At 40.9% G+C, this 21,877-nt stretch carries 24 protein-coding genes; 15 read left to right on the top strand and 9 right to left on the bottom strand.

Translation table 11 applies throughout. From position 1 onward, the window contains the following. Nucleotides 1–16 precede the first annotated feature (16 nt). From ACPUYX_RS07450 to ACPUYX_RS07475, 6 genes are all read left to right on the top strand, one after another. Entirely contained in the window at nt 17–256 is a 240-nt protein-coding gene (locus ACPUYX_RS07450; RefSeq protein ID WP_426379100.1) for a helix-turn-helix domain-containing protein, read from the top strand. Beyond that, a complete protein-coding gene (locus ACPUYX_RS07455; protein WP_426379101.1) occupies nt 243–1,802 on the top strand; it encodes a DUF4153 domain-containing protein in 1,560 nt (519 codons plus the stop codon). The genes ACPUYX_RS07450 and ACPUYX_RS07455 overlap by 14 nt, the downstream gene beginning before the upstream one ends. A 302-nt stretch (nt 1,803–2,104) precedes the next feature. Further along, complete coding sequence (locus ACPUYX_RS07460) at nt 2,105–2,962, top strand: damage-control phosphatase ARMT1 family protein (protein WP_426379102.1); 858 nt, start codon at nt 2,105–2,107, stop codon at nt 2,960–2,962. Nucleotides 2,963–3,013: 51 nt separating this feature from the next. After that, the gene (locus ACPUYX_RS07465; protein ID WP_426379103.1) at nt 3,014–3,820 is read left to right on the top strand and encodes an ABC transporter permease; all 807 of its coding nucleotides are present in this window, start codon (nt 3,014–3,016) and stop codon (nt 3,818–3,820) included. A 2-nt stretch (nt 3,821–3,822) separates the two neighbouring features. Then, on the top strand, nt 3,823–4,635 hold the full coding sequence (locus tag ACPUYX_RS07470; RefSeq protein WP_426379104.1) for an ABC transporter permease: 813 nt from the start codon (nt 3,823–3,825) through the stop codon (nt 4,633–4,635). 35 nt (nt 4,636–4,670) lie between these two features. After that, nucleotides 4,671–5,663 carry an ABC transporter ATP-binding protein gene (locus ACPUYX_RS07475; protein WP_426379105.1) on the top strand — a complete coding sequence of 331 codons (993 nt, stop codon included), beginning with the start codon at nt 4,671–4,673 and terminating at the stop codon, nt 5,661–5,663. Nucleotides 5,664–5,668: 5 nt separating this feature from the next. Here the strand turns inward: ACPUYX_RS07475 and ACPUYX_RS07480 are convergent, their stop codons facing one another. Beyond that, nucleotides 5,669–6,238 carry a cysteine hydrolase family protein gene (locus tag ACPUYX_RS07480; RefSeq protein WP_426379106.1) on the bottom strand — a complete coding sequence of 190 codons (570 nt, stop codon included), beginning with the start codon at nt 6,236–6,238 and terminating at the stop codon, nt 5,669–5,671. A gap of 115 nt (nt 6,239–6,353) precedes the next feature. Between ACPUYX_RS07480 and ACPUYX_RS07485 the strand changes: the two genes are divergently transcribed. Continuing rightward, a complete protein-coding gene (locus ACPUYX_RS07485) occupies nt 6,354–6,971 on the top strand; it encodes a TetR/AcrR family transcriptional regulator (RefSeq protein WP_426379107.1) in 618 nt (205 codons plus the stop codon). 79 nt (nt 6,972–7,050) lie between these two features. Here the strand turns inward: ACPUYX_RS07485 and ACPUYX_RS07490 are convergent, their stop codons facing one another. After that, nucleotides 7,051–7,305: a hypothetical protein gene (locus ACPUYX_RS07490; protein WP_426379108.1), complete on the bottom strand. Its 255-nt coding sequence runs from the start codon at nt 7,303–7,305 to the stop codon at nt 7,051–7,053. 119 nt (nt 7,306–7,424) lie between these two features. On the opposite strand from ACPUYX_RS07490, the gene trmB reads away from it, so the two are divergent. The 3 genes from trmB to ACPUYX_RS07505 all read left to right on the top strand — a co-directional run bounded on the left by trmB (nt 7,425) and on the right by ACPUYX_RS07505 (nt 9,127). Next, nucleotides 7,425–8,063 (top strand): tRNA (guanosine(46)-N7)-methyltransferase TrmB, encoded by a 639-nt coding sequence (gene trmB, locus ACPUYX_RS07495; protein ID WP_426379109.1) that lies wholly within the window; start codon nt 7,425–7,427, stop codon nt 8,061–8,063. A gap of 11 nt (nt 8,064–8,074) precedes the next feature. Then, a complete protein-coding gene (locus ACPUYX_RS07500; RefSeq protein ID WP_426379110.1) occupies nt 8,075–8,497 on the top strand; it encodes a hypothetical protein in 423 nt (140 codons plus the stop codon). Nucleotides 8,498–8,647: 150 nt separating this feature from the next. Next, nucleotides 8,648–9,127 (top strand): hypothetical protein, encoded by a 480-nt coding sequence (locus tag ACPUYX_RS07505; protein WP_426379111.1) that lies wholly within the window; start codon nt 8,648–8,650, stop codon nt 9,125–9,127. A gap of 1,032 nt (nt 9,128–10,159) precedes the next feature. Here the strand turns inward: ACPUYX_RS07505 and ACPUYX_RS07510 are convergent. Next, nucleotides 10,160–10,768: a DUF1836 domain-containing protein gene (locus ACPUYX_RS07510; protein WP_426379112.1), complete on the bottom strand. Its 609-nt coding sequence runs from the start codon at nt 10,766–10,768 to the stop codon at nt 10,160–10,162. 269 nt (nt 10,769–11,037) lie between these two features. On the opposite strand from ACPUYX_RS07510, the gene ACPUYX_RS07515 reads away from it, so the two are divergent. Genes ACPUYX_RS07515 through ACPUYX_RS07525 form a run of 3 tightly spaced genes read left to right on the top strand, consistent with a single transcriptional unit; the run spans nt 11,038 to nt 13,775 of the window. Beyond that, nucleotides 11,038–11,712, top strand: coding sequence for a PspA/IM30 family protein (locus tag ACPUYX_RS07515; RefSeq protein ID WP_426379113.1), 675 nt, complete (start codon nt 11,038–11,040; stop codon nt 11,710–11,712). Between the two features lie 39 nt (nt 11,713–11,751). After that, complete coding sequence (locus tag ACPUYX_RS07520; protein ID WP_426379114.1) at nt 11,752–12,276, top strand: protease; 525 nt, start codon at nt 11,752–11,754, stop codon at nt 12,274–12,276. 17 nt (nt 12,277–12,293) lie between these two features. Further along, entirely contained in the window at nt 12,294–13,775 is a 1,482-nt protein-coding gene (locus tag ACPUYX_RS07525) for an SPFH domain-containing protein (protein WP_426379115.1), read from the top strand. A gap of 181 nt (nt 13,776–13,956) precedes the next feature. Here ACPUYX_RS07525 and ACPUYX_RS07530 read toward each other — a convergent pair whose 3' ends face one another. Genes ACPUYX_RS07530 through ACPUYX_RS07540 form a run of 3 tightly spaced genes read right to left on the bottom strand, consistent with a single transcriptional unit; the run spans nt 13,957 to nt 15,814 of the window. Continuing rightward, on the bottom strand, nt 13,957–14,754 hold the full coding sequence (locus tag ACPUYX_RS07530) for a hypothetical protein (protein ID WP_426379116.1): 798 nt from the start codon (nt 14,752–14,754) through the stop codon (nt 13,957–13,959). Then, nucleotides 14,748–15,446: an ABC transporter ATP-binding protein gene (locus ACPUYX_RS07535; protein ID WP_426379117.1), complete on the bottom strand. Its 699-nt coding sequence runs from the start codon at nt 15,444–15,446 to the stop codon at nt 14,748–14,750. The genes ACPUYX_RS07530 and ACPUYX_RS07535 overlap by 7 nt, the downstream gene beginning before the upstream one ends. Beyond that, entirely contained in the window at nt 15,446–15,814 is a 369-nt protein-coding gene (locus tag ACPUYX_RS07540) for a GntR family transcriptional regulator (protein WP_426379118.1), read from the bottom strand. Before ACPUYX_RS07540 ends, ACPUYX_RS07535 begins: the two co-directional genes overlap by 1 nt. Before the next feature lie 333 nt (nt 15,815–16,147). Here ACPUYX_RS07540 and ACPUYX_RS07545 point away from each other — a divergent pair, with 333 nt between their 5' ends. Then, complete coding sequence (locus ACPUYX_RS07545) at nt 16,148–16,705, top strand: DJ-1/PfpI family protein (protein ID WP_426379119.1); 558 nt, start codon at nt 16,148–16,150, stop codon at nt 16,703–16,705. 200 nt (nt 16,706–16,905) lie between these two features. Further along, nucleotides 16,906–17,070 (top strand): hypothetical protein, encoded by a 165-nt coding sequence (locus ACPUYX_RS07550; protein ID WP_161796410.1) that lies wholly within the window; start codon nt 16,906–16,908, stop codon nt 17,068–17,070. Nucleotides 17,071–17,154: 84 nt separating this feature from the next. Here the strand turns inward: ACPUYX_RS07550 and ACPUYX_RS07555 are convergent, their stop codons facing one another. The 3 genes from ACPUYX_RS07555 to ACPUYX_RS07565 form a co-directional block, all read right to left on the bottom strand. Then, a complete protein-coding gene (locus ACPUYX_RS07555; protein ID WP_426379120.1) occupies nt 17,155–18,012 on the bottom strand; it encodes a pyridoxamine kinase in 858 nt (285 codons plus the stop codon). Between the two features lie 245 nt (nt 18,013–18,257). After that, the gene (locus ACPUYX_RS07560; RefSeq protein WP_426379121.1) at nt 18,258–19,655 is read right to left on the bottom strand and encodes a sigma-54-dependent transcriptional regulator; all 1,398 of its coding nucleotides are present in this window, start codon (nt 19,653–19,655) and stop codon (nt 18,258–18,260) included. A 5-nt stretch (nt 19,656–19,660) separates the two neighbouring features. Beyond that, nucleotides 19,661–21,796 carry an ATP-binding protein gene (locus tag ACPUYX_RS07565; protein WP_426379122.1) on the bottom strand — a complete coding sequence of 712 codons (2,136 nt, stop codon included), beginning with the start codon at nt 21,794–21,796 and terminating at the stop codon, nt 19,661–19,663. Nucleotides 21,797–21,877 lie beyond the last annotated feature (81 nt).

A 21,877-nucleotide genomic window follows, 5' to 3' on the forward strand; every position in this document is an offset into this window, starting at 1 on the left:
TGAAAGGATGCTTGAGATGGCTATAGTTGTGAACTTAGATGTAGTAATGGCAAAAAGAAAAATAAGTTTATCCGAATTAGCAGCTAAAATGGATATTACTTTAGCGAATCTCTCAATCTTAAAAAATAATAAGGCCAAGGCCATTCGGTTTACGACCTTGGAAGCGATTTGCCGTGCTTTAGACTGCCAGCCAGGAGATATTTTAGAATTCACGCCGGAAGGGCAGATTGGAGACATTGAAGATGAGCGAAATTAATGTTTATCCATCCGTATGTAAGGATGAACTCCTTGCCAAGAGGGAGAATAGCATTCTTTTAATTTCTGCTCTAGGCTTGGGTTTACTGTTTGATCTTTTTTTCTATGGAAAACCTCTAGGAGTATCTTATCCGTTATACATAATAGCTCTATATCTCGTATTATTTTGGAATATGCGAAATAAGCGACCCTTTAAATTTGATCAGAACTTGCTTATGGGTATCCCGATTATTTTTCTTTCGTTTTCTTATGTCCTATATTCCAATCAGGTTTTCGCTGTTCTGAATTTCTTTGTAATTCCTATTCTCGTAGTTGCCCATACACTGCTTCTGACTGCAAACAACCGATACGAGTGGTTCAAATCTCAATTTTTGGGGGAAATAATTTATGGTATGGTTGTCCGTCCTCTGGAGAACTTCCTCAAGCCTTTCTTCGTGATCTTAGCCTTTGCAAGGCGTGGGGTAAATCCAGATAAGTATAGTGTTGCCAGCAAGATATTTATAGGTTTATTGTCTGCAACAGCATTGCTAATTATAATCATTCCACTTTTAGCTTCTGCAGATGATATATTTCGTCAGTTAATTGAACGAATTCCCAACGTTTTCAAGTTCGTAAACATTGATGATGTTATTCCCAGATTGATTGTCGTCACACTGGTTACATGCCTTGTGTTCAGCTATCTTTGGAGTATATTAATTTCTAAAGTAAGATTAAACAAGGGATCATCAAACACGTTAAGCGAGGGAGCTTCAGAGACTGACAGTCGGCAAAAATCCAGAGCATTTCTTGATCCTATTACGGTTACATCGATGCTGGTGCTGATTGACTTACTTTATGCCGTTTTTATAGCAATTCAGTTTTCCTACCTTTTTGGCAGTTTGAGATTTGGCCTTCCGCAAAATTTCACATACGCCCAATATGCAAGAAAAGGATTCTTTGAACTGGTAGTAATCACGTTAATCAATCTGATAATTCTCTTGGGGAACATGAATTTTCTGAAGTCGTCGGGTACTAAACTAGATAAGGTTGTAAAACTATTAAACACAATTTTGGTGGCTTGTACCCTCATTATATTGTTATCGGCCCATTTTAGAATGTCTTTATATGAAGAGGTGTACGGTTTTACTTATCTGAGAGTCCTAACCCACGCTTTCATGGGATATCTGTTTGTCTTGTTAGTTGTTACCTTATGCAAAATATGGCGCCAAAGGACGCAATTGCTTAAATCTTACTTAATAATATCAGTGGTTGCCTATACACTGATTAATTATGTTAATATCGACAATATCATTGTCAAAAATAATATTGAACGTTACAACAAGGGAAATCCAATAGACATTATATATTTAACCACCCTTTCCTATGATGTTGTGCCCAAGCTTGTGGACCTTGCCAACAGCACTTCTGATCAGGTGTTGGCTGACCAGCTGGAGAAAGGGCTTACCCATAAAAAGCAAGTGTTGGCTCAACCGAGGCCCTGGCAGTCGTTTAATATTTCAATGTATAGGGCAAGTAACGTCTTATCACAGCAATATGCTCGGCACTGACTTAGAAACTCTCAACGCTACTGCAGTCGATACTGCAATAGTATTTATTTTCTTTTAAAGGGTGTACTATATTTTGTGAGCCACATAAACCGATTAAATAGATATAATTATAATGATTTAGAAAAAAATTGAACCAGAGGTAGATTTTATACTTCTGTACAACGAAGCAAAATTATAGATTAACACAATATATTTACCTGAAATGGGATAACTTAAATTGAGAATCGCTTTATTGTAATGGATAAATAATAATTTAAAGTCAAATAACCAATTTAAAGCTAAATATCAAGGAGGCTCCCACATTGAACGTTGTCTTGGATTGTATTCCCTGTTATATCAAACAAACCATTAATACCTTAGCCCAAATTGATATTTCTGAGGACGAAATGCGAGAAATTATTCATCAGACGCTGCCTCTCTTGCCGCAATTAGATCCTCAAGGAACTCCCGCTGAGAATTCGACGATTGTTCTGAGAAAAGTCAATGAGTTATTGGGAAACAAAGATCCCTTTCATAAGGCTAAGAAGGAGTCCAATGAATTGGCGCTTAGACTTCTTCCCCAGCTAAAGGAGAGAATTAAGCAAAGTTCAGATCCCCTCTTGATGTCTTTGAAAATCGCTGTTGCCGGAAATATTATCGATATGGGCATTCTCAAGGACTTTGACGTCGAAGGAAGCATTCGGGAGGCTATGGAGAAGAATTTTGCCCGGGACGATTATTCATCGTTCCAAAGAAAATTAAACGATGCCAAGAAAATCCTAATTCTGGGAGATAACAGCGGTGAAATTGCCTTTGACCGTCTTTTGGCTGAACAGCTGTCCGAATTGGGGGCTAAGGTAACCTACGCCGTTAAGGATCAGCCGATCTTGAATGATGCTACGATGGAGGACGCGGAATATGTAGGCATGACAGAACAAGCCCGCGTTATTTCTAATGGCAGCATCTTTTTGGGGACCATTATCAAAGATTGTTCAGATGAGTTCCTGGAGGCCTATAAAATGGCCGACTTAATAATCTGTAAAGGGCAGGCCAATTACGAATCACTGGAGTCCCTGGGTAAAGAGGACCAACGACTGTATTTTCTGCTGCGGGCAAAGTGTGAAATTGTGGCGAAGAATTTGGGGGTTCAACTTGGCGAAATGGTATTTTGCTGCAGCTAAAGGGGTAAGAATTTACATAATTTCGGTTATAAATGGGCGGGGAAGATAGATATGATTGGAACCTTGAGAATGTACGGGGTGTTTACTTGTAAATCCTTCCAAAGGGCTGCGGCTTACCGTTTTGATGCCTGGACAAGAATTCTGGGCAATGTCATTATGCTTTTTCTTTGGGGGGTAATTTGGTATGCTCTTTATCGAGGGAAAGGTTCGGTTGAAAATGTTCCCTTTCATTCGATGTTAAGCTATATCCTTATAAGCCAGGCCCTCCAAGGAATTCACGGGGCTGGTACTCCGCTGTGGGAGATCCAGGAACGGGTACGTACCGGCGATATCGCTATGGAGATGCTCAGACCTTATGATTATCCTCTGCGTATGCTTTTTACTGACCTTGGAAGTATCCTTTTTTATTTTTTAACGGCTATACTGCCAATTTATACGATTATTTTTCTTGTTTTTAAGCCCATAATGCCCTCAACCTTTTCCCAAGGGGTTTTGTTTATTGTTTCCGTAATACTAGGTTATCTCATTCGTTACAGTATTGAGCTGACCTTTGGCTTGTTTACTTTCTGGCTGGTTGAAACGGGCGGAGTGGAGGACGTTTTCTATTTCTCCATCTCATTATTTTCGGGCTCGGTAGTACCTTTGTGGTTTTTCCCCAATTGGCTGGAACATGTGGCTCTGTACTTACCTTTTCAAGGAATTTACTTTGTGCCTAATTCCATCTTTGTAGGACAATTAAGCGGACATGCTCTTTGGGCGGGGCTCTTTACCCAGGTTCTTTGGTTGGTACTATGTTATGCCTTACTTCGGTTTGTTTGGGTTAAAGCGTCCAAGAGAATTGTTGTTCAGGGGGGATAGTTGTGCTTAAGGCTTGGCTTAGAGGAATGAGAATGTACTTTTACATGATTGGGGTTAGTATTCGGACCCAATTGCAATATCGCTATGCCTTCGTCATGAATATTTTAGGTTGGGCTATGACTTACGCCGGAACAGCGATTACCATGTGGGTCTTGCTTTATTCTTTTGGAGCTATCGGGGGCTGGGGCTTTTGGGAAGTCCTCTTTCTCTTTGCCCTTTCGGTGCTATCCTGGGGAGTCTGTGTCGTTTTCTTTTTCCATTTTCGAACCTTGGATCAATTTATTGTTCAAGGAACGTTTGATCGTTTCTTAGTGCGGCCCATCCATCCCTTTTTTCACTATATGTCCATGAAGTTTGATGTGGGTGCTTTTGGACAATTTCTTTTTAGTATTGCTGCCGTCGCTCTGGCTTACAACAAGCTTAATCTTCATTGGTATATAGGGCAATGGCTTGTTTTCTTCGGGGCTGTAGTCGGAGGAACGCTTATCCAAGGGGGGCTTATTATTGCAATTTCGGCCTTAGCCTTTTGGACCACGCGCTCGGAACAAGTTTATTGGGTAGTTATGTGGCCGGCTAAAAGCCTTATGAACTATCCTCTCTCCATTTACCCGAAGGTCGTTCAATTATTGGTGACTTTCGTTTTGCCCTTTGCCTTTGTTAATTACCTGCCCTCCCTTATTTTGTTAGGGAAAACAAGTGATAGTTATCCGGCTTACTTGGGCCTCTTCAGTATTCTGGTAGGAATTATTTTCTTTTGGCTCTGTTTTCAATTTTGGATGTTGGGTTTAAATCGGTATAAGAGCGCTGGTTCCTAAGGTTTGGATCTTAGATAGGGAGGATTATCTAGTTCATGAGTTTAATTGAAGTTAACCATCTCTCGAAAGAGTTTCAAATTGCTAAACGACAAGAGGGAGTCAAGGGAGCACTGAGGAGTCTCTTTCACAGAGAATATACAACAAAATTGGCTGTCCAGGATATTTCCTTCGCGATCAACTCAGGGGAAATTGTTGGCTACATCGGCCCCAACGGCGCCGGAAAATCTACCACGATTAAGATGCTGACGGGAATTCTTGTGCCGTCCTCCGGTGATATCCTAGTTAACGGGATAATACCCTTTAAAGAACGTCAAAAAAATGCGCGTCAAATTGGGGTTGTCTTTGGACAGCGAACACAATTGTGGTGGGATTTGCCGACCATTGAATCCTTTGAACTGCTAAAGCAGGTGTTTCAAATTTCCGCTGAACAGTATCGGAAGAATATGGCTCGCTTCTCCGATATCTTAGGCCTTGAGGAATTCCTGCAAACCCCTGTTCGGCAATTGTCTTTGGGCCAACGAATGAGGGCAGATATTGCAGCTTCTCTTCTCCATGATCCGGTAATCCTCTTTCTTGATGAACCGACCATTGGCTTAGACGTGGTGGCAAAAGAACGGATGCGCAGCTTTATCCGGGAAATTAACCGGGAGAGAGGGGTCACGGTAATTCTTACGACTCATGATATGTCTGATATTGAAAAGCTCTGCCAGAGGATGATTTTAATTGATCATGGGCAAGTGATGTATGATGGAGATATTGCCAAGATTAAAGAACGGTTCGGTAAGGAGCGGGTTTTAATCATTGATCTGGAAGAGCAAACTCCTGAGTTTTCCGTCGAGGGGGCCGAAGTTATCAAAACTGAAGGCAATCGAAAATGGCTGCAATTTAACCGTGATGTGATGAGTGCCTCCCAATTGATTAGCCGGATTTCCGAGTCTTGGGAAATCAAGGATTTAACAATCCAAGACCCGGAAATCGAGGTCATGATCCGTAATATCTATGAACATGGACTTGATGAAACCACCTAATTACTTCAATCTATTGTATTGATCCAAGCGTCAACCGTCACTACTTCGGCTTGACGAGGGAACACCTTCTCCGTAAGAACGCGTTGAACATCCGGATCAGGATCGAGGCAGGCGTCGGAAAGGACGGTCAGGGCAAAATCCATATCGGCCGCTTGGCGCAAGGTTGAGAGAACAACCCCGCTTGTGGAAATACCGCAAAGAATCAGTGTGTCAATTTGGCGGGACCGAAGAATAACTTCAAGATCGCTTCCTGCAAAGGCACTAATGCGAAGTTTTGTGACGATGGGTTCATTAGGTTGATGATTGAGGGATTCATGAATTTGTGTTGCCGTGTCGGCAACCGTCATTCCGCCGTATCCGGAAATTGCTGAGAAGGCCTTATTAAGGGGGCTTACTTCAGGATAACCATCGCGAAAGGCGACCCGTACGAAAATTACCGGAATATTGTGTTGACGAGCGGCTTCCGCAGCTTTTATGAAGGGACGCAGTATTTCTTCTTTTTCCGCAAAACGCGAGACAATGCCGTTTTGCACATCCATAATCAACAAGGCAGGCTTATTGGAACGATCTGGCATGTTGTACACTCCTTTTTAGTATGTTACTATTAAGTGGAGAACCCTCCTCTTATATTAAGTGGAGTAGTCTCCACTTGTCAAGATGGTTTTTGAAGTTATTTTAGGAGGTGATGGTATGGTTAAGGATGCAGAGGCAGGCAGCGTTCGTTCTGAACGGCGTGATGCCGCCGAGAATCGGCAACGTATCTTGAATGTGGCTATTAGGCTCTTTGAACAGCATGGGGTTGAACATGTCAGTATGAATCAAATCGCCGCGGAAGCACAGATTGGATCAGGAACCCTTTATCGCCGATATAGAAATAAAAGTGAATTGTGTCTTGATTTGATAAAAGATAACGTCGTTCTGCTCTTCGAGGATATTGAAACCTACCTGGAACAGAATCGTTCTGAACCACCAAGTCAGCGCTTGAAGGGAGTTCTTAGTGTATTTATCCGTTTCAGAGAAAAGAAAGCGCAATTGCTTACAGGTGTCGAAGCTTCATCATCAAGTCAATCCAAGGCTCGAACGCGAAGTCCAATTCATGACGAATTGCATCAGCTATTGGTTCAGCTCTTCGATGAGATGAATAAAAGAGAGACAGTTCATCCTGAGAGTGCTTTTAGAGCCGATATGCTTTTAATGGCTTTAAGCAGAGATGCCTATTTATTTCAGAGAGAAGAGCGAGGTTATTCTCCGGAGACGATCTTGGAACAGATCTGTTTAACCTTTATCCCACCTGAAAGAGACAATTGAAGTATATAAAAGCAAGGTGTTTTGACGGCCTTCACAAAACACCTTGCTTACCTGTGTATGTCCCTTAGGTTAATCCTTATTATTCGATTCCGGAAAGACGGTCATCAACAAATTTTTGCCATTCCTGAGCAAGGTTATCCTGAAAGAGAACTGGGTCAGTTTGAGCAATATCTTTGGCGATATCAATAGCTTCGGCATTATTGTCATAATAACCTAAATGTCGGGGGTCAAAATAGGAGATTTCTTGTTCTAAATTTGAATAGGATTCCTGATCAACCCAATATTTATATAGTAATTCAAAAACTGCCCTTTGATTTTCAGCGGTGATATTCATGTAAATACCTCCAGTGTTTAATTGTAAACTGATCGTTGTCTGGGTTTTACGATGCTGTTATTATGTGTTTATCTGATTTGGTTTAAACTCATTGATCTATTTATAGGAGAGAAAAGTTAATGCGGCTTAGAAGAAAGTGGTGGGCAAGGCCTGAATTAGAAAAGGATGATAAGGCTGTCTTTGATCCTATGCGTTATAAAGGAACATGGAAAGAACTTTTTGGCAGCGACCGTCCGATTCATCTGGAATTAGGCTGCGGGCGGGGACGTTTTATCAATGAACTAGCTAAGATGAATTCGCATATAAATTACCTTGCTATTGATGTTTATGATGAGCTTTTAGTTTATGTTCTGAGAAAAGCCAATGAAAGCCGCTTAGATAATCTTAAAGTGATCTCCATAAATGCTCAGAATCTTGGAGACATCTTTGCTCAAGATGAAATTGAGAAACTCTATATTAATTTTTGTAATCCTTGGCCTAATAAACGACATCATAAACGAAGATTAACTCATCCCAATTTTTTAGGATTATATCAAACATTTTTAAAAAGTGGATCGGAAATCTGGTTTAAAACTGATAGCGAATTTCTTTTCACGGATAGTCTTGAATATTTTGCAGCCGCGGGGTTTAAAGAACTTTATAAGACCTCCGATTTACATCAGAGCGATTTCCAGGGCAACGTTATGACTGAATATGAAGAGAAATTTTGCACTCAAGGAATTAAAATTAAATTTGGCAGGTTTAAAAATTCTAAATAGAAAATGTCGAGATGCTGGCGCACCTCGACATTTTTATAAAGATTATAAAGAAGCGATCATCGTTTTCTCTTTATAGATCAGTACCAGATGTTTCGTTTTTTGGTGATATATCAAATGGTGTAGCTATATATTGTAGTAATCCATTAATAAAAGAGAATGGCTGGTCTAATTTAGCAGGCACTAGCTTGGGGGCACCATGTTGGTCCGCTTTTATAGCTATCCTTGATGAAGCTGCTGGTATGAGGATTAGAAATATTCATGAGAAATTATATGATATAGCGAAAAATGACAAGAAACATACTAATTTTAATGATATAGTTAAAGAAAACAATGGTGAGTTTTTTGCAAAGGATGGGTATGATTATGTTTCTGGTCTAGGATCTCCACATTTTGATATACTTTCAAAATCGTTATTGGCTGAAAACAATAACTAATTATCTTGTAGTTTTGGTAAAACTTATAAATAGTTTGAGGGGATTTTACCTTTATTTTAAGTTTTCTCGATTGATAATGAGTGTACAAAAGGTCGAGGATAGAAAGAATTCCTATTGAGATAATTGCAACGCTTACTAGGGGGGAAATGAATGGTTCTAAATAATATAAAAGCTTTTTTTCTCCATTTAGGCTTAGACGGCATGGTACTGTTCCTCCTTTCTCCTATTATGGGCAAGTTTTTTGACCCAATGCCTTGGTCCACAGTGGTACAAAGATTATTTGGACTATTATCTATAGTGTTATGTATTTGCTTAGGATTATTGTTAACTTCACAAGATACAAAATATAAGGAATTTTTATCATGTACATTACCAGCCATTATTGGTTTTTTGGTATGGCTTTATTGTTATGTCAATTGGCCGGACAATTTTAATAACAACGCTCATCCATCAGGATGGCCACTGGCGTATGCTCTCTACACATGCGACTCAATTTGGATGGTTGGTTTCTTTAACAATACCAGCTCGTTTTATAATGCAAACGTAGCATCCATTTTCTCATTTATACCGTCTTTCTTGTTATTTATTGGCTTAGAATTAAAGGCTGTAATTATCAAAAAAATGATTTAATTTTACCATATTTGCCTACCCCTAATGGAGACAAAATAATTAATTGGAAGATGATTTATTATAAAAAAGAATATGGCTTTTATTGTGGGCTTACTCGGAATATTTTAAATAATAACGGATGGTACATATTCTATAAAATAGAAAAAGTATGATGAATTATCCTTTTTCGTTATGCCAAGGTCCCTGACAAGAGCAAGGAGGAGTACATGACACAGATGCTACCACTACCCCAACATGTATGATTACGTTAGCGTTCACATCTTCAGTAATGGCAAATCCGAATCCGACAAACTTAAAAGTAGAAGCAAAACAAGAAAAAATTAATAATATGGAAATGACGGCTTAAGCATTGATGAAGCAACATATTATTTGTGGAGGAGGGCGTAGTAATTCGTACATACCACAACGGATGTACAGTAAATGAGTAATATTAAAGGGACACGTATTGCCAAAATGAGGTAAGCGTGTCCCTTTTTGTGTTTATAAAAAAGGAGGGAGTCTGGCTAAAACTTAGCTGGGCGAAATTTATGACACAAGCAGCTTTATCTGTAGTAGGGAAAAGCACTGGAGAATTAACACCCAGCTAATTATTATCAGCTCTAACACCACAGGACAAAGCGACTATTATGTCACTTGTATGCCCAAAGGGCCAATGACTCCGAACTGGCTTTATATCTATACAGATGCAAGGAACTAGGGTTTGCCCCTCTTTCAAAGGAATTAGTGAATCCAAACTACATGGGGATTAACTCTGGTGTGGTTCGAGAGAACGATAGATTCCTAGTTGACTTTGAGCCTCTAAATGAATAGGGAATAATAATTTGATTTTTCTCAAGAATTCTGTTGCTCAAGGTAACGCCAAGCTTATTCGTCACATGAGTAACGAGCGAGGGGGGTATTGCGAATTATGAAAATCCCTGGGACTTAAACTTAAGGATTAATCGGTAATAAATAGTCTTTCCTTGCATAGAGAGGTGATGGAGATATTAACCTTGAGAAAAGTGGAGAGACAGAGAAAGGGAGGGTTAGTATTTAAGCGGGGTTCTCCGGTTTATGAAAATATGTATCTATTATTTTTTCGGCAAGTCTTTTTTGGGCATTTGCTTGGGCTATTAACATGATTACAATTAAGAACAACTCGGCGGTATCTTTACCATCCTTGTCCATAATACTGGTTTTTTCTTTAATCATTGTTGATTTTTCAATTAAGTGCTCATGAAAAGAAGATAATTCAATGTTTTTTACATCGAGAAACGTCGAATAAATATCTTCAAGGGAAATCAGATCATCTTCAGGTGTGGCTATATTGTTAAGAACGGGTTCAAACAAACGTTTAATGTCGTTAATGGACAGTATATTTTTCAGATAATAGATTAGGGTCAAGAGGATTATATGACGCTTATTGTATTTCTTTTTGATGGGAGGCATCAGAAGCCCTGCTTTCGTATAATTGTTGATCATTGTCTTAGTAAGGATTTTGTCCTGGTCATCTCGCTTTTGGCTTTTCAGACTACTGTCCATAAAAGAAGTCAGCTGTTCCATGTAGAGATCGATATCAGGAATCTCTGTAATCTTGATGTCCTGGTTTAAAGAGAGTTCATCAATAAGTTGTTTGAGCTCATCTTCATTGAATTGCTGCATAGTTATTCACCTCATCTTTATTATATAGTATCGATTTCTAGTATTCAATATAGTATAGCATTTACACGTGGTATTAAAAGCCAGATTGCGAGAGGCATAGAAATCCTTAGGAAAGAGATGGAATCTAAAGCCAAAATAAACGTAGTAATAAAAACTACTATTTGTAGATATATTAACCTCATGATATATTTTTATTAAATAAACCTTGGTGTTGTTGGAAAGGAGGTACATAAATACCGTTATCCATTAATATTTAAGGAGGAGGTTTTATGGGTTTATTTAAGAGAGTCAGTGATAATATCAGAGCCAATTTAAATTCCTTGCTGGATAAAGCAGAGGACCCTGAAAAAATGCTGGATCAATACTTGCGGGATATGGAAGAGGATATAGCAGATGCCGAGGCCGCTGTAGCAAGGCAGCTGGCTGTTGCCTGGAAATTCAGAGCTCAGCTGAGCGATAGTCTCGCCATGGCCGAGAAACGTGACTATCAGGCCCTTGAAGCTTTAAAGAGGAATCGTGAGGATCTGGCCCGTAAGGCTCTTAAAGACAAGAAACTTCATAGGTCCAAGGCCGAGGACTACCGCAGGCAGTATGAAGTATGTAACGAAGCAGCGGGAAAATTAAGGTCCCAGCTGCAAGAAATGAAAACTGAGTACGAAAAATTGCGTTTTAAACGGGATGATTTAGAGGCCAGGCTTCAATCTGCCAAGGCTCAAAAAGAAATCAACGACGTAAAAAGCGGATTTGGGTCAAGCAGTGCCCGCTGGAATTTTGACAGAATGGTGGATAAGGTTTTGCGTATGGAAGCCGAAGTTAAGGCGTCAGGAGAATTAGGCAGGACGGATAAAAGCCTTGATCAGGAATTAGAAGACTTGGGCAGTGAAGAAAATGACATTGAAAAGGAATTAGCTAAATTAAAGGAGGAATTAGCAAAAACGGAATAGGACCTCAATAGGGGTATATCCATTGGAGGGGGAGATAGAATGCTTGAGGTTTATTGGATTTGTTTCAGTGGTGGTGTGTTGTTTGCGTTGGTTACCTTAATTGTTGGGGATATTCTAGGAGACTTTTTAGGCGGCTTTTTTCACTCCCTCTCCATGGATCATCTTGATGTGCTGCAGCCCATGGTTTTGGTTGGGGGAATCACTGTTTTTGGAGGCTCCGGGATCATGTTAAATCAATATACACATCTGGAGCCCGTATCAGCCGCTATTGTTTCGTTAGTGATTTCAAGTTTAGTTTCAATCGGGGTTTATTTCTCCTATATAAAGCCCATGAAGAATAGTGAAAACTCCACAGGGTTCTCGATGAAAGACCTTGTCGGTAAAATCGCTGTGGTCACGGTACCAATCCCTGTCGAAGGCTATGGAGAGGTTGTCCTTAAAGTCGGAGCGGGTAATACCAACCAAATAGCCGGCAATCTCGATTCGGTAGAAATACCGTCCGGAACTCGGGTTGTGGTTGGAAAAGAAATTGACAGCATACTTTTTGTATTCCGTTATGAATAAGAAAAGGGGGGAGTTTTATGCCGGAAGTTATGCTGGGTAATTTTGGCTTGGGAATTCTGGTTATTCCTATAATTGTGTTGGGTGTTATTGTTGTTCTTGGTTTGGCATTTTGGGCTCGTTATAAAACCGTGGGACCTGATGAGGCGATGATTGTCACCGGTTCTTATTTGGGCAGCAAAAATGTCCATACCGACGAGTCAGGGCGGAAAATTAAAATTGTTCGTGGCGGCGGAGCGTTTATTCTGCCTATTTTTCAGCAGGCTGAGTATATTTCCTTACTATCTCACAAGCTTGAGGTAACAACACCGGAAGTTTATACAGAACAAGGCGTTCCGGTTATGGCTGATGGAGTAGCGATTATTAAAATTGGCGGTTCCGTAGAAGATGTGGCTACGGCTGCGGAGCAATTTATGGGTAAACCCACTGAAGCCTTGCAGCAGGAAGCTCAGGAAGTCCTGGAGGGACATCTGAGAGCGATTTTGGGGACTATGACTGTCGAGGAAGTTTATCGCAACCGAGATAAATTTGCTCAGGAAGTCCAGGGAGTTGCTGCTAAGGATCTCAAGAAAATGGGACTGCAGATCGTATCTTTCACTATTAAAGATATTAGGGATAAAAACGGTTATTTGGAAGCCTTAGGTAAACCGAGAATTGCCGCTGTGAAACGGGATGCAGAGGTTGCGGAGGCTGAAGCCCTCCGCGATGCCCGTATTCAGAAAGCGAAAGCCCATGAAGAAGGACAGAAAGCTGAGTTGCTTAGAGATACCAATATTGCTGAAGCAACCAAGGAAAAGGAACTAAAAGTAGCCTCCTTTAAGAAAGACCAAGATACGGCGATGGCTGAGGCTGATCAGGCCTATCATATTCAGGAAGCTCGCTCTCAACAGTTGGTGACGGAAGAACAAATGAAAGTTACTCTTGTCAAGAAAGAAAAAGAAATCGAAATTGAAGAGAAAGAAATCCTGCGCCGTGAAAAACAATATGATGCAGAAGTTAAGAAAAAAGCCGATGCTGACAGATATGCGGTAGAACAGACCGCCGAAGCAGAAAAGGCTAAAATGATGAGGGAAGCTGATGCTCTTAAGTATAAAATTGAGGCTGAAGCTAAAGCAAATGCTGAACAGAAACGTCTTGAAGGTCTGGCAATTGCTGAAGCCGAAAAGGCTAAAGGTACTGCTGAAGCTGAAGTTGTGAGGCTCAAAGGGTTAGCTGAAGCAGAGGCTAAGGAGAAATTGGCCGAAGCCTTCGAAAAATTCGGCCAGGCCGCTGTACTTGACATTATCGTTAAAATGCTGCCTGAATTGGCCGGCAAGGTTGCCGAACCGCTGAAAGCCATTGACAAACTGACAGTTGTTGATACAGGCCACGGCGAAGGCGCTGCCAGGGTCAGCAATTATGTCACTTCAATCATGGCAACCGCTCCGGAGATGTTAAAGAATGTATCCGGGATTGATCTGGAAAAAATGGTGAAACAACTCACGAAGGGGTCAGAAGTTTAATAGCTCAATAAAGAAAACCCTCCCGCCGCCGAAAAAAGCTGCGGGAGGGTTTTGTATCATTTGAATATTTATCCGGTTTTTAAGACCCCCACTTCTATAAGTGGGGGTGGGTACTTCGTTAACTTCAGGTGGGGTAGAGTCCCCATCTGAAGCCCCGACGTTCAGCTTTAGCTGAACGAGTTCACTCCAGATTTAGTCGTCTGCTCAAAATGTAGTTAGTTACCGCAAAGTAGGCTGCACAAGGAATTGCGATCAGAATGAATCCACTAGCAAAGATTAGTTCGGAGCGGACGAACTCATTGGAAGTAATATTATAGAGCGAAAAATTAGCGAAATGGGCTATTCTCGTAATCTGAAAGGCAACGACGAGATAGATTTGACTTAGTGTAGTGAGACCAATAAAGGCTCCGAAAGATGACAGTATTTTATGGCGATTGAACAGATGTCCGATAGCTATGGAAGCGTAAACAATTAAAATACCCGAAGCTAAGGTTATCAGACCACCTAAGATCATCTCAAGCAGCAAAAGGTAGGCTGAAACTCCAAAGTTTCCGATTATTTGGTTATGAATCGTGGCTAAAGCCTGCAGGATTTTGCCGAGAGTTCCTGGCTTGTAAGCGATTATTTCAGTTGAAAGCATGGCTGTGAGGGCGCTGGCAATGATCCACATCAGAGATACCAGAAGTTTACTGATAATATGCTGCCAGGACTTTACGGGAAGCGTATACATCAAATAACCTTCATCGGTTAACAGGTTTTTATGGAAACGTTGAATCATGACGGTAAAGGTCATTACGAACATTCCAGCCATAATAATACTATAAATGATCATGGTTATAACTGCAGGAGTGGTCCATGTTGGATGGTTAAAAGCAGAAAGAATTTTATTAATGGCGGCTAAGACCAGCAGAGAAAGAAATATAGGAAGGAATAGTCTTCCTGTTGCCTTAACCTCGTATTTTAAAAGTTTGATTAGCATTTGAATACCTCCCTGAACAAGAGATCTACAGATTTTCCTTTGGCATCGCGGATATCGTCGACTGTGGATGTCAAAACAACTTTGCCTTGATTGAGAAAGATGACATAGTCTAATATTTTTTCAATATCCGATATAAGGTGGGAGGAGATAATCACCGTAGCATTTTCATTATAATTACTTAGAATTGTTTCCAGAATATAATCCCTTGCCGCCGGGTCAACCCCGCCTATGGGTTCATCTAAAAAGTAAAGCTCTGCTTCTCTGCTCATAACAAGAATCAGCTGTACTTTCTCCTTCGTTCCTTTAGACATGGTTTTCAGCCGATCATCAGGGCTGATATTCAGACGTTTAAGCATATCATAAGCCTTTTCGGGTTTGAAATTATCATAGAAATCTGAGAAAAATTCAATGATTTGCTGAACGCGCATCCAATCATTTAGATAAGTTCTTTCCGGTAGGTATGACACAATCTTCTTGGTTTCAATGCCAGGTTGTTGGCCGCCAATGAGGATCTTTCCGGAAGTGGGAGTTAAGAGCTCATTTGCAAGTTTAATGAGGGTACTTTTTCCGCTGCCGTTGGGGCCAAGAAGTCCTACTATTTGCCCACGTTCAATTTTTAGATCAACGCCAGATAAGGCGGTTTTGCTGCCGAATTTCTTTGTCAGGCCGCTGCATTCAAAAATCGTGCTCATTACTTCAGCTCCTTTGCCATAGTGGTGATAATGGTTAAAATCTCTTTTTGCTCAAAGCCCATTAGCCGCATTTTTTCTAAAAACTCAAAGATTTGATCCCGGGCTAGCTTAGTTTTAGCAAGTTCAATCATACTCGCATCCTCCGTTATCGACCGACCGCTGGTGCGGTGGGTTATTATGAGGCCGTCTTCCTCTAATTTTGCCAGAGCTCTTTGCATGGTATTGGGATTTACCGCAGCTTCTTGTGCCATATCCCGTACTGAAGGCAGTTTTGACCCTGGCGGATAAGTTCCGGAAAACACCATCAGCTTGATTTGTTCGACAAGCTGGGTATAAATGGGTCTGTCAGATTTCAAATCCCATGGCATGCGATCACCTCGTGTATTATTGTATTAAGCGCTTAATACAATAATACACCTTTTTGAACTGCTGTCAAGATATAAGATTCTCTAGAATAATGTGAAGCAAGGTATGGTAAGGCCGTTGCATAATAAATATATATCCGTTTTTATAAACAAAACCTTGCATATCAGTGGAGGATTTAAACCACTATTTATGCAGGTTTTCTTTAATGAGGGGCGTTTATGCATTTTGCAACAGGTCTTACGATTGGATAAATTCGCACATGGTTGTGTCCTAGGTTCAGCCCTTATGTTATATAATGGAAATGTATGATATATCTTACTGAAGGAGGATTTTAGATGTCTAAAAAAATTCTAATCATTGCCGGTGATGCGGTAGAAGCTCTCGAAGTTTACTATCCCTATTTTCGCGTTTTAGAAGAAGGATTTGAAGCTGTTATTGCTTCACCGAACAAGAAAGTGCTGCATACCGTTGTCCATGATTTTGAGGGCTGGGAAACATATACTGAGAAACCTGGATATCAGCTGGAATCTCATATTTCTTTTGTTGATGTTGTTCCAACCCAATATGATGGTTTGATTATTCCCGGCGGCCGCGCTCCGGAGTATATTCGACTTGATGAGAATATTCCCCGTATTGTTGGGCATTTCTTGGAGGCTGGCAAGCCAGTAGGGGTAATCTGTCACGCAGCTCTTGTACTGAGTGCTTTAAACGATAAAAAGTATTTCCAAGGGCGTACCATGACGGCTTACACGGCTTGCAGCCTTGATGTAGAAAGTTTAGGTGCAACGTATACTAAAGAAACACTTCATGTTGACAACAATATCGTTTCCGGTCACGCTTGGCCTGATCTACCTGGCTTTATGAGGGAATTTCTTAAGTTAGTAAGGAAATAAAGTGATAAAGGTCAAGGACGTTTCTACTGAATGTAAACTGATCAAAGAAGCTCTCCACTGCATGGAGAGCTATTTTTTAGTGTTTATTAATTCTAATGGCTTATATAGAATTTTTCTCAAAGCAGGAAATTGCTTAGGTGATGTCTAATTAGCAATACAACAAACCATATTTTACCAATACTATTGGGAGGTTAAAAGGAATGGCAAAAGGACCGACTAAGGAACAATTCAAAATCTTGCTAAAAGAGGAAATTGCAGCATGGGAAAAGAGGGCTAGTGAATTAAGAGGGAAACTGAAAGAACAAGCGATAGGACGTAAATTAGAATGTGAATGTTTGTTGGATGCGTTTGAAGGAAACATTTAAAATAGACATTGCAAGATAGAAAGCGCCTTCGTCATTATGGACGAAGGCGCTGAATGGGTTTTGTCATGAGAATAAGAGAAGAGATTAGTCTGCATGCAGTCCCAATTGTTGGATAAGATAGGGGATGGCTCTTTCAAAGCATACGCCGTAGCGTTTCTCCAGCCCTAAATTTTCCGTCAAGCGTATACACTTAAGAGTATAGTTCACGGCAATTTGCAAGGCATCTTTAAGGGGAAAATCATTTAACAGCCCCGATAATAAGGCACTGCTGAAAATATCTCCTGTGCCGTGGAAGTAGCCGTCAACTTTTTCATTGAAGGCATAGCTGATTTTTCCTGTGTCGCTATCAAAGGAGGCGGCTCCTAATTTGCTCTTTTCAAAGGAAACACCCGTTAGAACAACCTTTTTCGCTCCCAGAGCGGAGAGTCTTTTTAATAGTGCTTCAATATACTCCTGAGAGTAATCCTCCCCGATGTATTCCTCTTCTAAAAGAAAAGCAGCTTCCGTTAGATTCGGCACGATAATATCTGCCTTAGCACATAATTTGCTCATTCCCTTGGCCATTTCCGGCGAGTAAATGGAATATAAGATTCCATTGTCCGCCATAACCGGATCGACCATGACTAGAGTTTCGTTGCTTCTAAATGTGTCAAAGAGGCCAGCCACTAAATCAATTTGCTCAAAGGAACCTAAAAATCCGCTGTATAAAGCGTCAAATTTTAGATTAAGCGACTGCCAATGTTTGGAAATTGGCTCAATATCATTTGTTAAATCTCTATAGGTAAAACCTTCGAAACCTCCGGTATGGGTGGATAAGATCGCTGTTGGCAAGACTCCGGTATCAAACCCGGCTGCCGAAAGAATTGGCAGAGCTACTGTTAGTGAACACCTACCGACACAAGAGATATCATGAATTGCCGCGACTCTTTTTTGTTTGTTCATCTGTTGATTAAATCCTCCTTTGTATTAATGCCATAATTAAAGCAAAGTTTGTTTTAGTCCCAAATATTAATCCAATTGTATGACTCCTGTTTCTTCTACAAGTGGGATTGGTTCCCATACCCATACCTTACACTTTCGTCACCGAAGCCTCGATGTTCAGCTTTAGCTGAACGAGTTCATTTATCTCCCTCTCAAGCGGCTTCAAATAAAGTTAATGTTCTCGAGAAGTTTAAATTGAATCATACTTAATGGTTAGATGGCTCACTCTCATAACTCTGTAACTTTCGATACAGGTTTCGTACACTGATGCCTAATAAGCCGGCTGTTTGAGTTTTATTGCCTTTGGTCTTTTTGAGAGCTGCAGCGATGTAGTGCTTTTCAACTTCTTCTAAAGTTGGATAATGATTATTACGGAAAAGATTGAAAAATTCTTCATCCGAATCTAAGGAAGAAGAAGTTTGCACAATTTGTTCTGAGTCCCCCCAAATGTCTTTAGAGGCTATCGTTCCGTCGGCGGCTAAAATTCGTCCGCGTTCAATGAGATGGAAGAGTTCACGAACATTACCGGGAAAACTATAATTGAGAAGCTGTTCCTTGGTTTCAGGTAACAAGCTATAAGCAGGTTGGCGGGATTTTTTGCTTTGGTTCTCAAGAAAATAGTTTGCCAGAGGAAGAATATCGTCTCGGCGTTCACGCAAAGGAGGAACAATTAAGGTTAAACCGTTTAGACGGTAAAACAAATCTTCGCGAAACCTTCCTTGACTGACTTCTTGGCGAAGGTCTCGATTGGTTGCCGCAACAATCCTGACGTTTACCTGCCGCAGACGAGTATCTCCGACCCGCCGGAATTCACCGCTTTCTAAGAACCTTAATAATTTAATCTGAATGGATAAAGGCATTTCCCCGATTTCATCGAGAAAGAGGGTTCCTTTATCGGCCATTTCAACTAAACCAATTTTCTGAGTTCCTGCACCGGTAAAAGCTCCCTTTTCATGCCCGAAAAGTTCACTCTCAATTAAAGACTCTGGAATGGCCCCTGAGTTTACCGGAATGAAAGACATGTTGACTCGTGAGCTGCAGAGATGGATGGTTTTAGCGATTAACTCCTTGCCTACCCCGCTTTCTCCCTGAATGAGGACGGAGGCATCGGTTTGAGCAACCTTTTCGGTCATTTCAAGAAGCGCCGTCATGGGTGCGCTTTCGGCGATTATTTTCAGCTCCGGAGTTTGACGGTTTACTGCTTGTCTCAATCCTTTATTTTCACGCAATAACTCTCGCTTTTCAAGAGCTTTTTGCAGCGTAATTTCAAGTTCGGACAAGTTACAAGGTTTGGTCAGGTAATCATATGCTCCCAGCTTCATCGCTTCGATGGCCGATTCAATCGTACCATTCCCGGTTAACATAACGACCTGAAGATCAGGTTGGATTTGTTTAAAGGTCGGTATAAGGGTAAGTCCATCGCCATCCGGCAGCTTGATATCCAGAAGGACAGCATCAAGCAGAGTATCCTTAAGAAATGATATGCCTTCTTGAGCGGTGCCGGCTTCCAATATTTCGTAGCCTTTACGTTTTAAGCGCTGAGCTATTATCCTTCGCAATGCTTCCTCATCGTCTAAGATCAGTACTTTTTGCCGAAATTTCATCGGTTTTAATCACCCGCCTTATGGAAGGGCAAGGTTATTCTCACACATGTTCCTTGACCTTCTGTACTTTCTAATGACATTTTACCTTGCATTTTCAGAACAATTCCGTAGCTGACATATAACCCTAACCCCGTTCCTTGGCCAACGGATTTCGTTGTAAAGAAGGGGTCAAAGGCTTTCTTCAGATTGGTTTGAGAGATTCCTTCGCCATAATCCTGTACCATGAAATTGATAGTTTCCCCTGCGCGGCAGCCTTTGACCTCGATTATTCCGCCTTCAGAAGAAGCATCCAAGGCATTGGTAAGCAGATTGAGGACAACTTGCTGCCATTCATTTGCATTGCCTAGGGAGTAAAGGCTATTTTCTATTTGGAGTTTGATTTTCAGTTGTTTTTGCTTCGCTTTATGGGCTATAAGTTCCAATGCCTGAAGGCTGGCGGCGGCTATATCAATGAGGTCAGTGGCATTTTCATTGCGTTTACGGGCAAACCCAAGCAAACGATCTGTAATCTGTTTGCAGCGAACGATTTGCTCTAAGACGATGTTGAAGCCGGTTTTAATTTCCTCATAAGTTGGTTCCTGGTCATCTTCAGTCATACGGTCCAGCAAGTCTTCACAATGGGCAGCGACAATTGCCAGAGGATTGTTAATCTCATGAGCTACCCCTGAGGCCAATAACCCAATGGCGGCCATTTTGTCGGTTTCAATCATGCGGGCTTCCATTTCCACTTCCTGAGTAACGTCTTCAAGCAATAATAAGTAAGCTGCATTCTCCGGATTATCCGGTAATAAATTGTAATACATTTGACGAAAATGCCGGCGTTCTTCGTGCACAAACACAGAAAGAGTACGGCCGTTTTCCGGTTGGACGTCCTGTATACTTTGACTGTTAACAACTTGGTCACAGGGAAGGTTTGCTAAATGTTCTCCGAACCATTCAGCAAACTTCGTATTCCACCATATAATCTTTTTCTCCGGGTTCAAGAGAACCATCCCGGCGCCAATTCCGTCGACAACGGTAGTCAAAAGTTCCTTTTCATTTTTTAAGTTTTCGTTTTTCTCATCAAGAGAGTTTAACAACTGGTTAAAGGATTTAACCAATCTTCCGATTTCATCCCAACTTTCTATTGGAATATGGGACTCTAAGTTTCCGGTTGAAATGATCTGCTGGACTTGGGCTTCAAGGTTTTCAATGGGATGAACGACCTGTAAGCCAAAGGCAATACTTAAAATCATGACTAAAGCCATGATCAGGATGGCGATCATGATGAGACGTAAGGCAAAATCATAAATTGGTTTATTAGCTTCTTGAGTGGGTTGTTCAATAACCACTGCCCAATTTGGTATCCCCACGGAGGCATAGGCTCCAACAACAGGAACACCGCTGAGATTTTTATACTCGCTTCCCTGAGAATAGGTTTTTCCCTCTATAAAGCTTTGGACAGCGGGATTTTCGCGGATTTTTTCGGGATGCGACATGCGTGCTGAATCTGTCGTTCCAATTAAATTTCCGGTCTGATCAACTAAAAATATGTATTCGCCGTTACCTAATTGGAGATTGTGGTAGTTGTTGATAATGGTTGTAACGTCAATTTTGGCTTGGAGATAGCCGATTTTTCGCTTTGTTGCAGGATCCTGAACGGTTACTGTTAAATAGATTTTCGGGCGCTTGTCATTAGAGAAAAACACGTTACTGATGTTCGAAAACATTTCCGGAGAAATGGGGTTCTCAAGTTTAAGCGCAGGAGAAGGCTGTGTTATTCCTCCGTGAAAAGAAATTTGATCAATGACCTTATCATTTGCGTCGGCAACCTTTATCTCTTCAATCAAGGGTTCCTTTTGCAAAAGAGTTTCTAGAATGATCTGCCGTGACGTTTTATCGTTTCCGACGAGGGCATAGGCGCTTGTTGTTTTGGTAAGGATAAGACTGTTTTCGAGATTTGTAAACGTATCTTTTATTTCATGTGCCAGGACTGTCACCTGTTCAAAATTCTGCGCGTAAATATCTTTTTCAAGATTTTGACTTACGGATGTAAAACCTAAATACCCGAGAAAGAATAGTGGGAGAATGGACATGGTAACACCAAATAACAAAAAGTGAACTTTGATCCGCATCCACCAAGGAATTGAGCTGTTTTTCATCCTTTGGCCCCCATCCGCTGTCTTAATTCCCACAATGACTATCTGCTTCTAGTGTAGCACGAGTCCGGATAGTTTTGTCTC

Source organism: Desulfosporosinus sp. SYSU MS00001 (assembly GCF_049943955.1).
Lineage (GTDB): Bacteria > Bacillota > Desulfitobacteriia > Desulfitobacteriales > Desulfitobacteriaceae > Desulfosporosinus.

Bases quoted from the DNA above. Each gene is read 5' to 3' on its own strand.
- ACPUYX_RS07450 (WP_426379100.1), top strand. From the start codon at position 17: ATGGCTATAGTTGTGAACTTAGATGTAGTAATGGCAAAAAGAAAAATA.
- ACPUYX_RS07455 (WP_426379101.1), top strand. From the start codon at position 243: ATGAGCGAAATTAATGTTTATCCATCCGTATGTAAGGATGAACTCCTT.
- ACPUYX_RS07465 (WP_426379103.1), top strand. From the start codon at position 3,014: ATGATTGGAACCTTGAGAATGTACGGGGTGTTTACTTGTAAATCCTTC.
- ACPUYX_RS07475 (WP_426379105.1), top strand. From the start codon at position 4,671: ATGAGTTTAATTGAAGTTAACCATCTCTCGAAAGAGTTTCAAATTGCT.
- ACPUYX_RS07480 (WP_426379106.1), bottom strand. From the start codon at position 6,238: ATGCCAGATCGTTCCAATAAGCCTGCCTTGTTGATTATGGATGTGCAA.
- ACPUYX_RS07485 (WP_426379107.1), top strand. From the start codon at position 6,354: ATGGTTAAGGATGCAGAGGCAGGCAGCGTTCGTTCTGAACGGCGTGAT.
- ACPUYX_RS07490 (WP_426379108.1), bottom strand. From the start codon at position 7,305: ATGAATATCACCGCTGAAAATCAAAGGGCAGTTTTTGAATTACTATAT.
- trmB (WP_426379109.1), top strand. From the start codon at position 7,425: ATGCGGCTTAGAAGAAAGTGGTGGGCAAGGCCTGAATTAGAAAAGGAT.
- ACPUYX_RS07500 (WP_426379110.1), top strand. From the start codon at position 8,075: ATGCTGGCGCACCTCGACATTTTTATAAAGATTATAAAGAAGCGATCA.
- ACPUYX_RS07505 (WP_426379111.1), top strand. From the start codon at position 8,648: ATGGTTCTAAATAATATAAAAGCTTTTTTTCTCCATTTAGGCTTAGAC.
- ACPUYX_RS07510 (WP_426379112.1), bottom strand. From the start codon at position 10,768: ATGCAGCAATTCAATGAAGATGAGCTCAAACAACTTATTGATGAACTC.
- ACPUYX_RS07515 (WP_426379113.1), top strand. From the start codon at position 11,038: ATGGGTTTATTTAAGAGAGTCAGTGATAATATCAGAGCCAATTTAAAT.
- ACPUYX_RS07520 (WP_426379114.1), top strand. From the start codon at position 11,752: ATGCTTGAGGTTTATTGGATTTGTTTCAGTGGTGGTGTGTTGTTTGCG.
- ACPUYX_RS07525 (WP_426379115.1), top strand. From the start codon at position 12,294: ATGCCGGAAGTTATGCTGGGTAATTTTGGCTTGGGAATTCTGGTTATT.
- ACPUYX_RS07530 (WP_426379116.1), bottom strand. From the start codon at position 14,754: ATGCTAATCAAACTTTTAAAATACGAGGTTAAGGCAACAGGAAGACTA.
- ACPUYX_RS07535 (WP_426379117.1), bottom strand. From the start codon at position 15,446: ATGAGCACGATTTTTGAATGCAGCGGCCTGACAAAGAAATTCGGCAGC.
- ACPUYX_RS07540 (WP_426379118.1), bottom strand. From the start codon at position 15,814: ATGCCATGGGATTTGAAATCTGACAGACCCATTTATACCCAGCTTGTC.
- ACPUYX_RS07545 (WP_426379119.1), top strand. From the start codon at position 16,148: ATGTCTAAAAAAATTCTAATCATTGCCGGTGATGCGGTAGAAGCTCTC.
- ACPUYX_RS07550 (WP_161796410.1), top strand. From the start codon at position 16,906: ATGGCAAAAGGACCGACTAAGGAACAATTCAAAATCTTGCTAAAAGAG.
- ACPUYX_RS07555 (WP_426379120.1), bottom strand. From the start codon at position 18,012: ATGAACAAACAAAAAAGAGTCGCGGCAATTCATGATATCTCTTGTGTC.
- ACPUYX_RS07560 (WP_426379121.1), bottom strand. From the start codon at position 19,655: ATGAAATTTCGGCAAAAAGTACTGATCTTAGACGATGAGGAAGCATTG.
- ACPUYX_RS07565 (WP_426379122.1), bottom strand. From the start codon at position 21,796: ATGAAAAACAGCTCAATTCCTTGGTGGATGCGGATCAAAGTTCACTTT.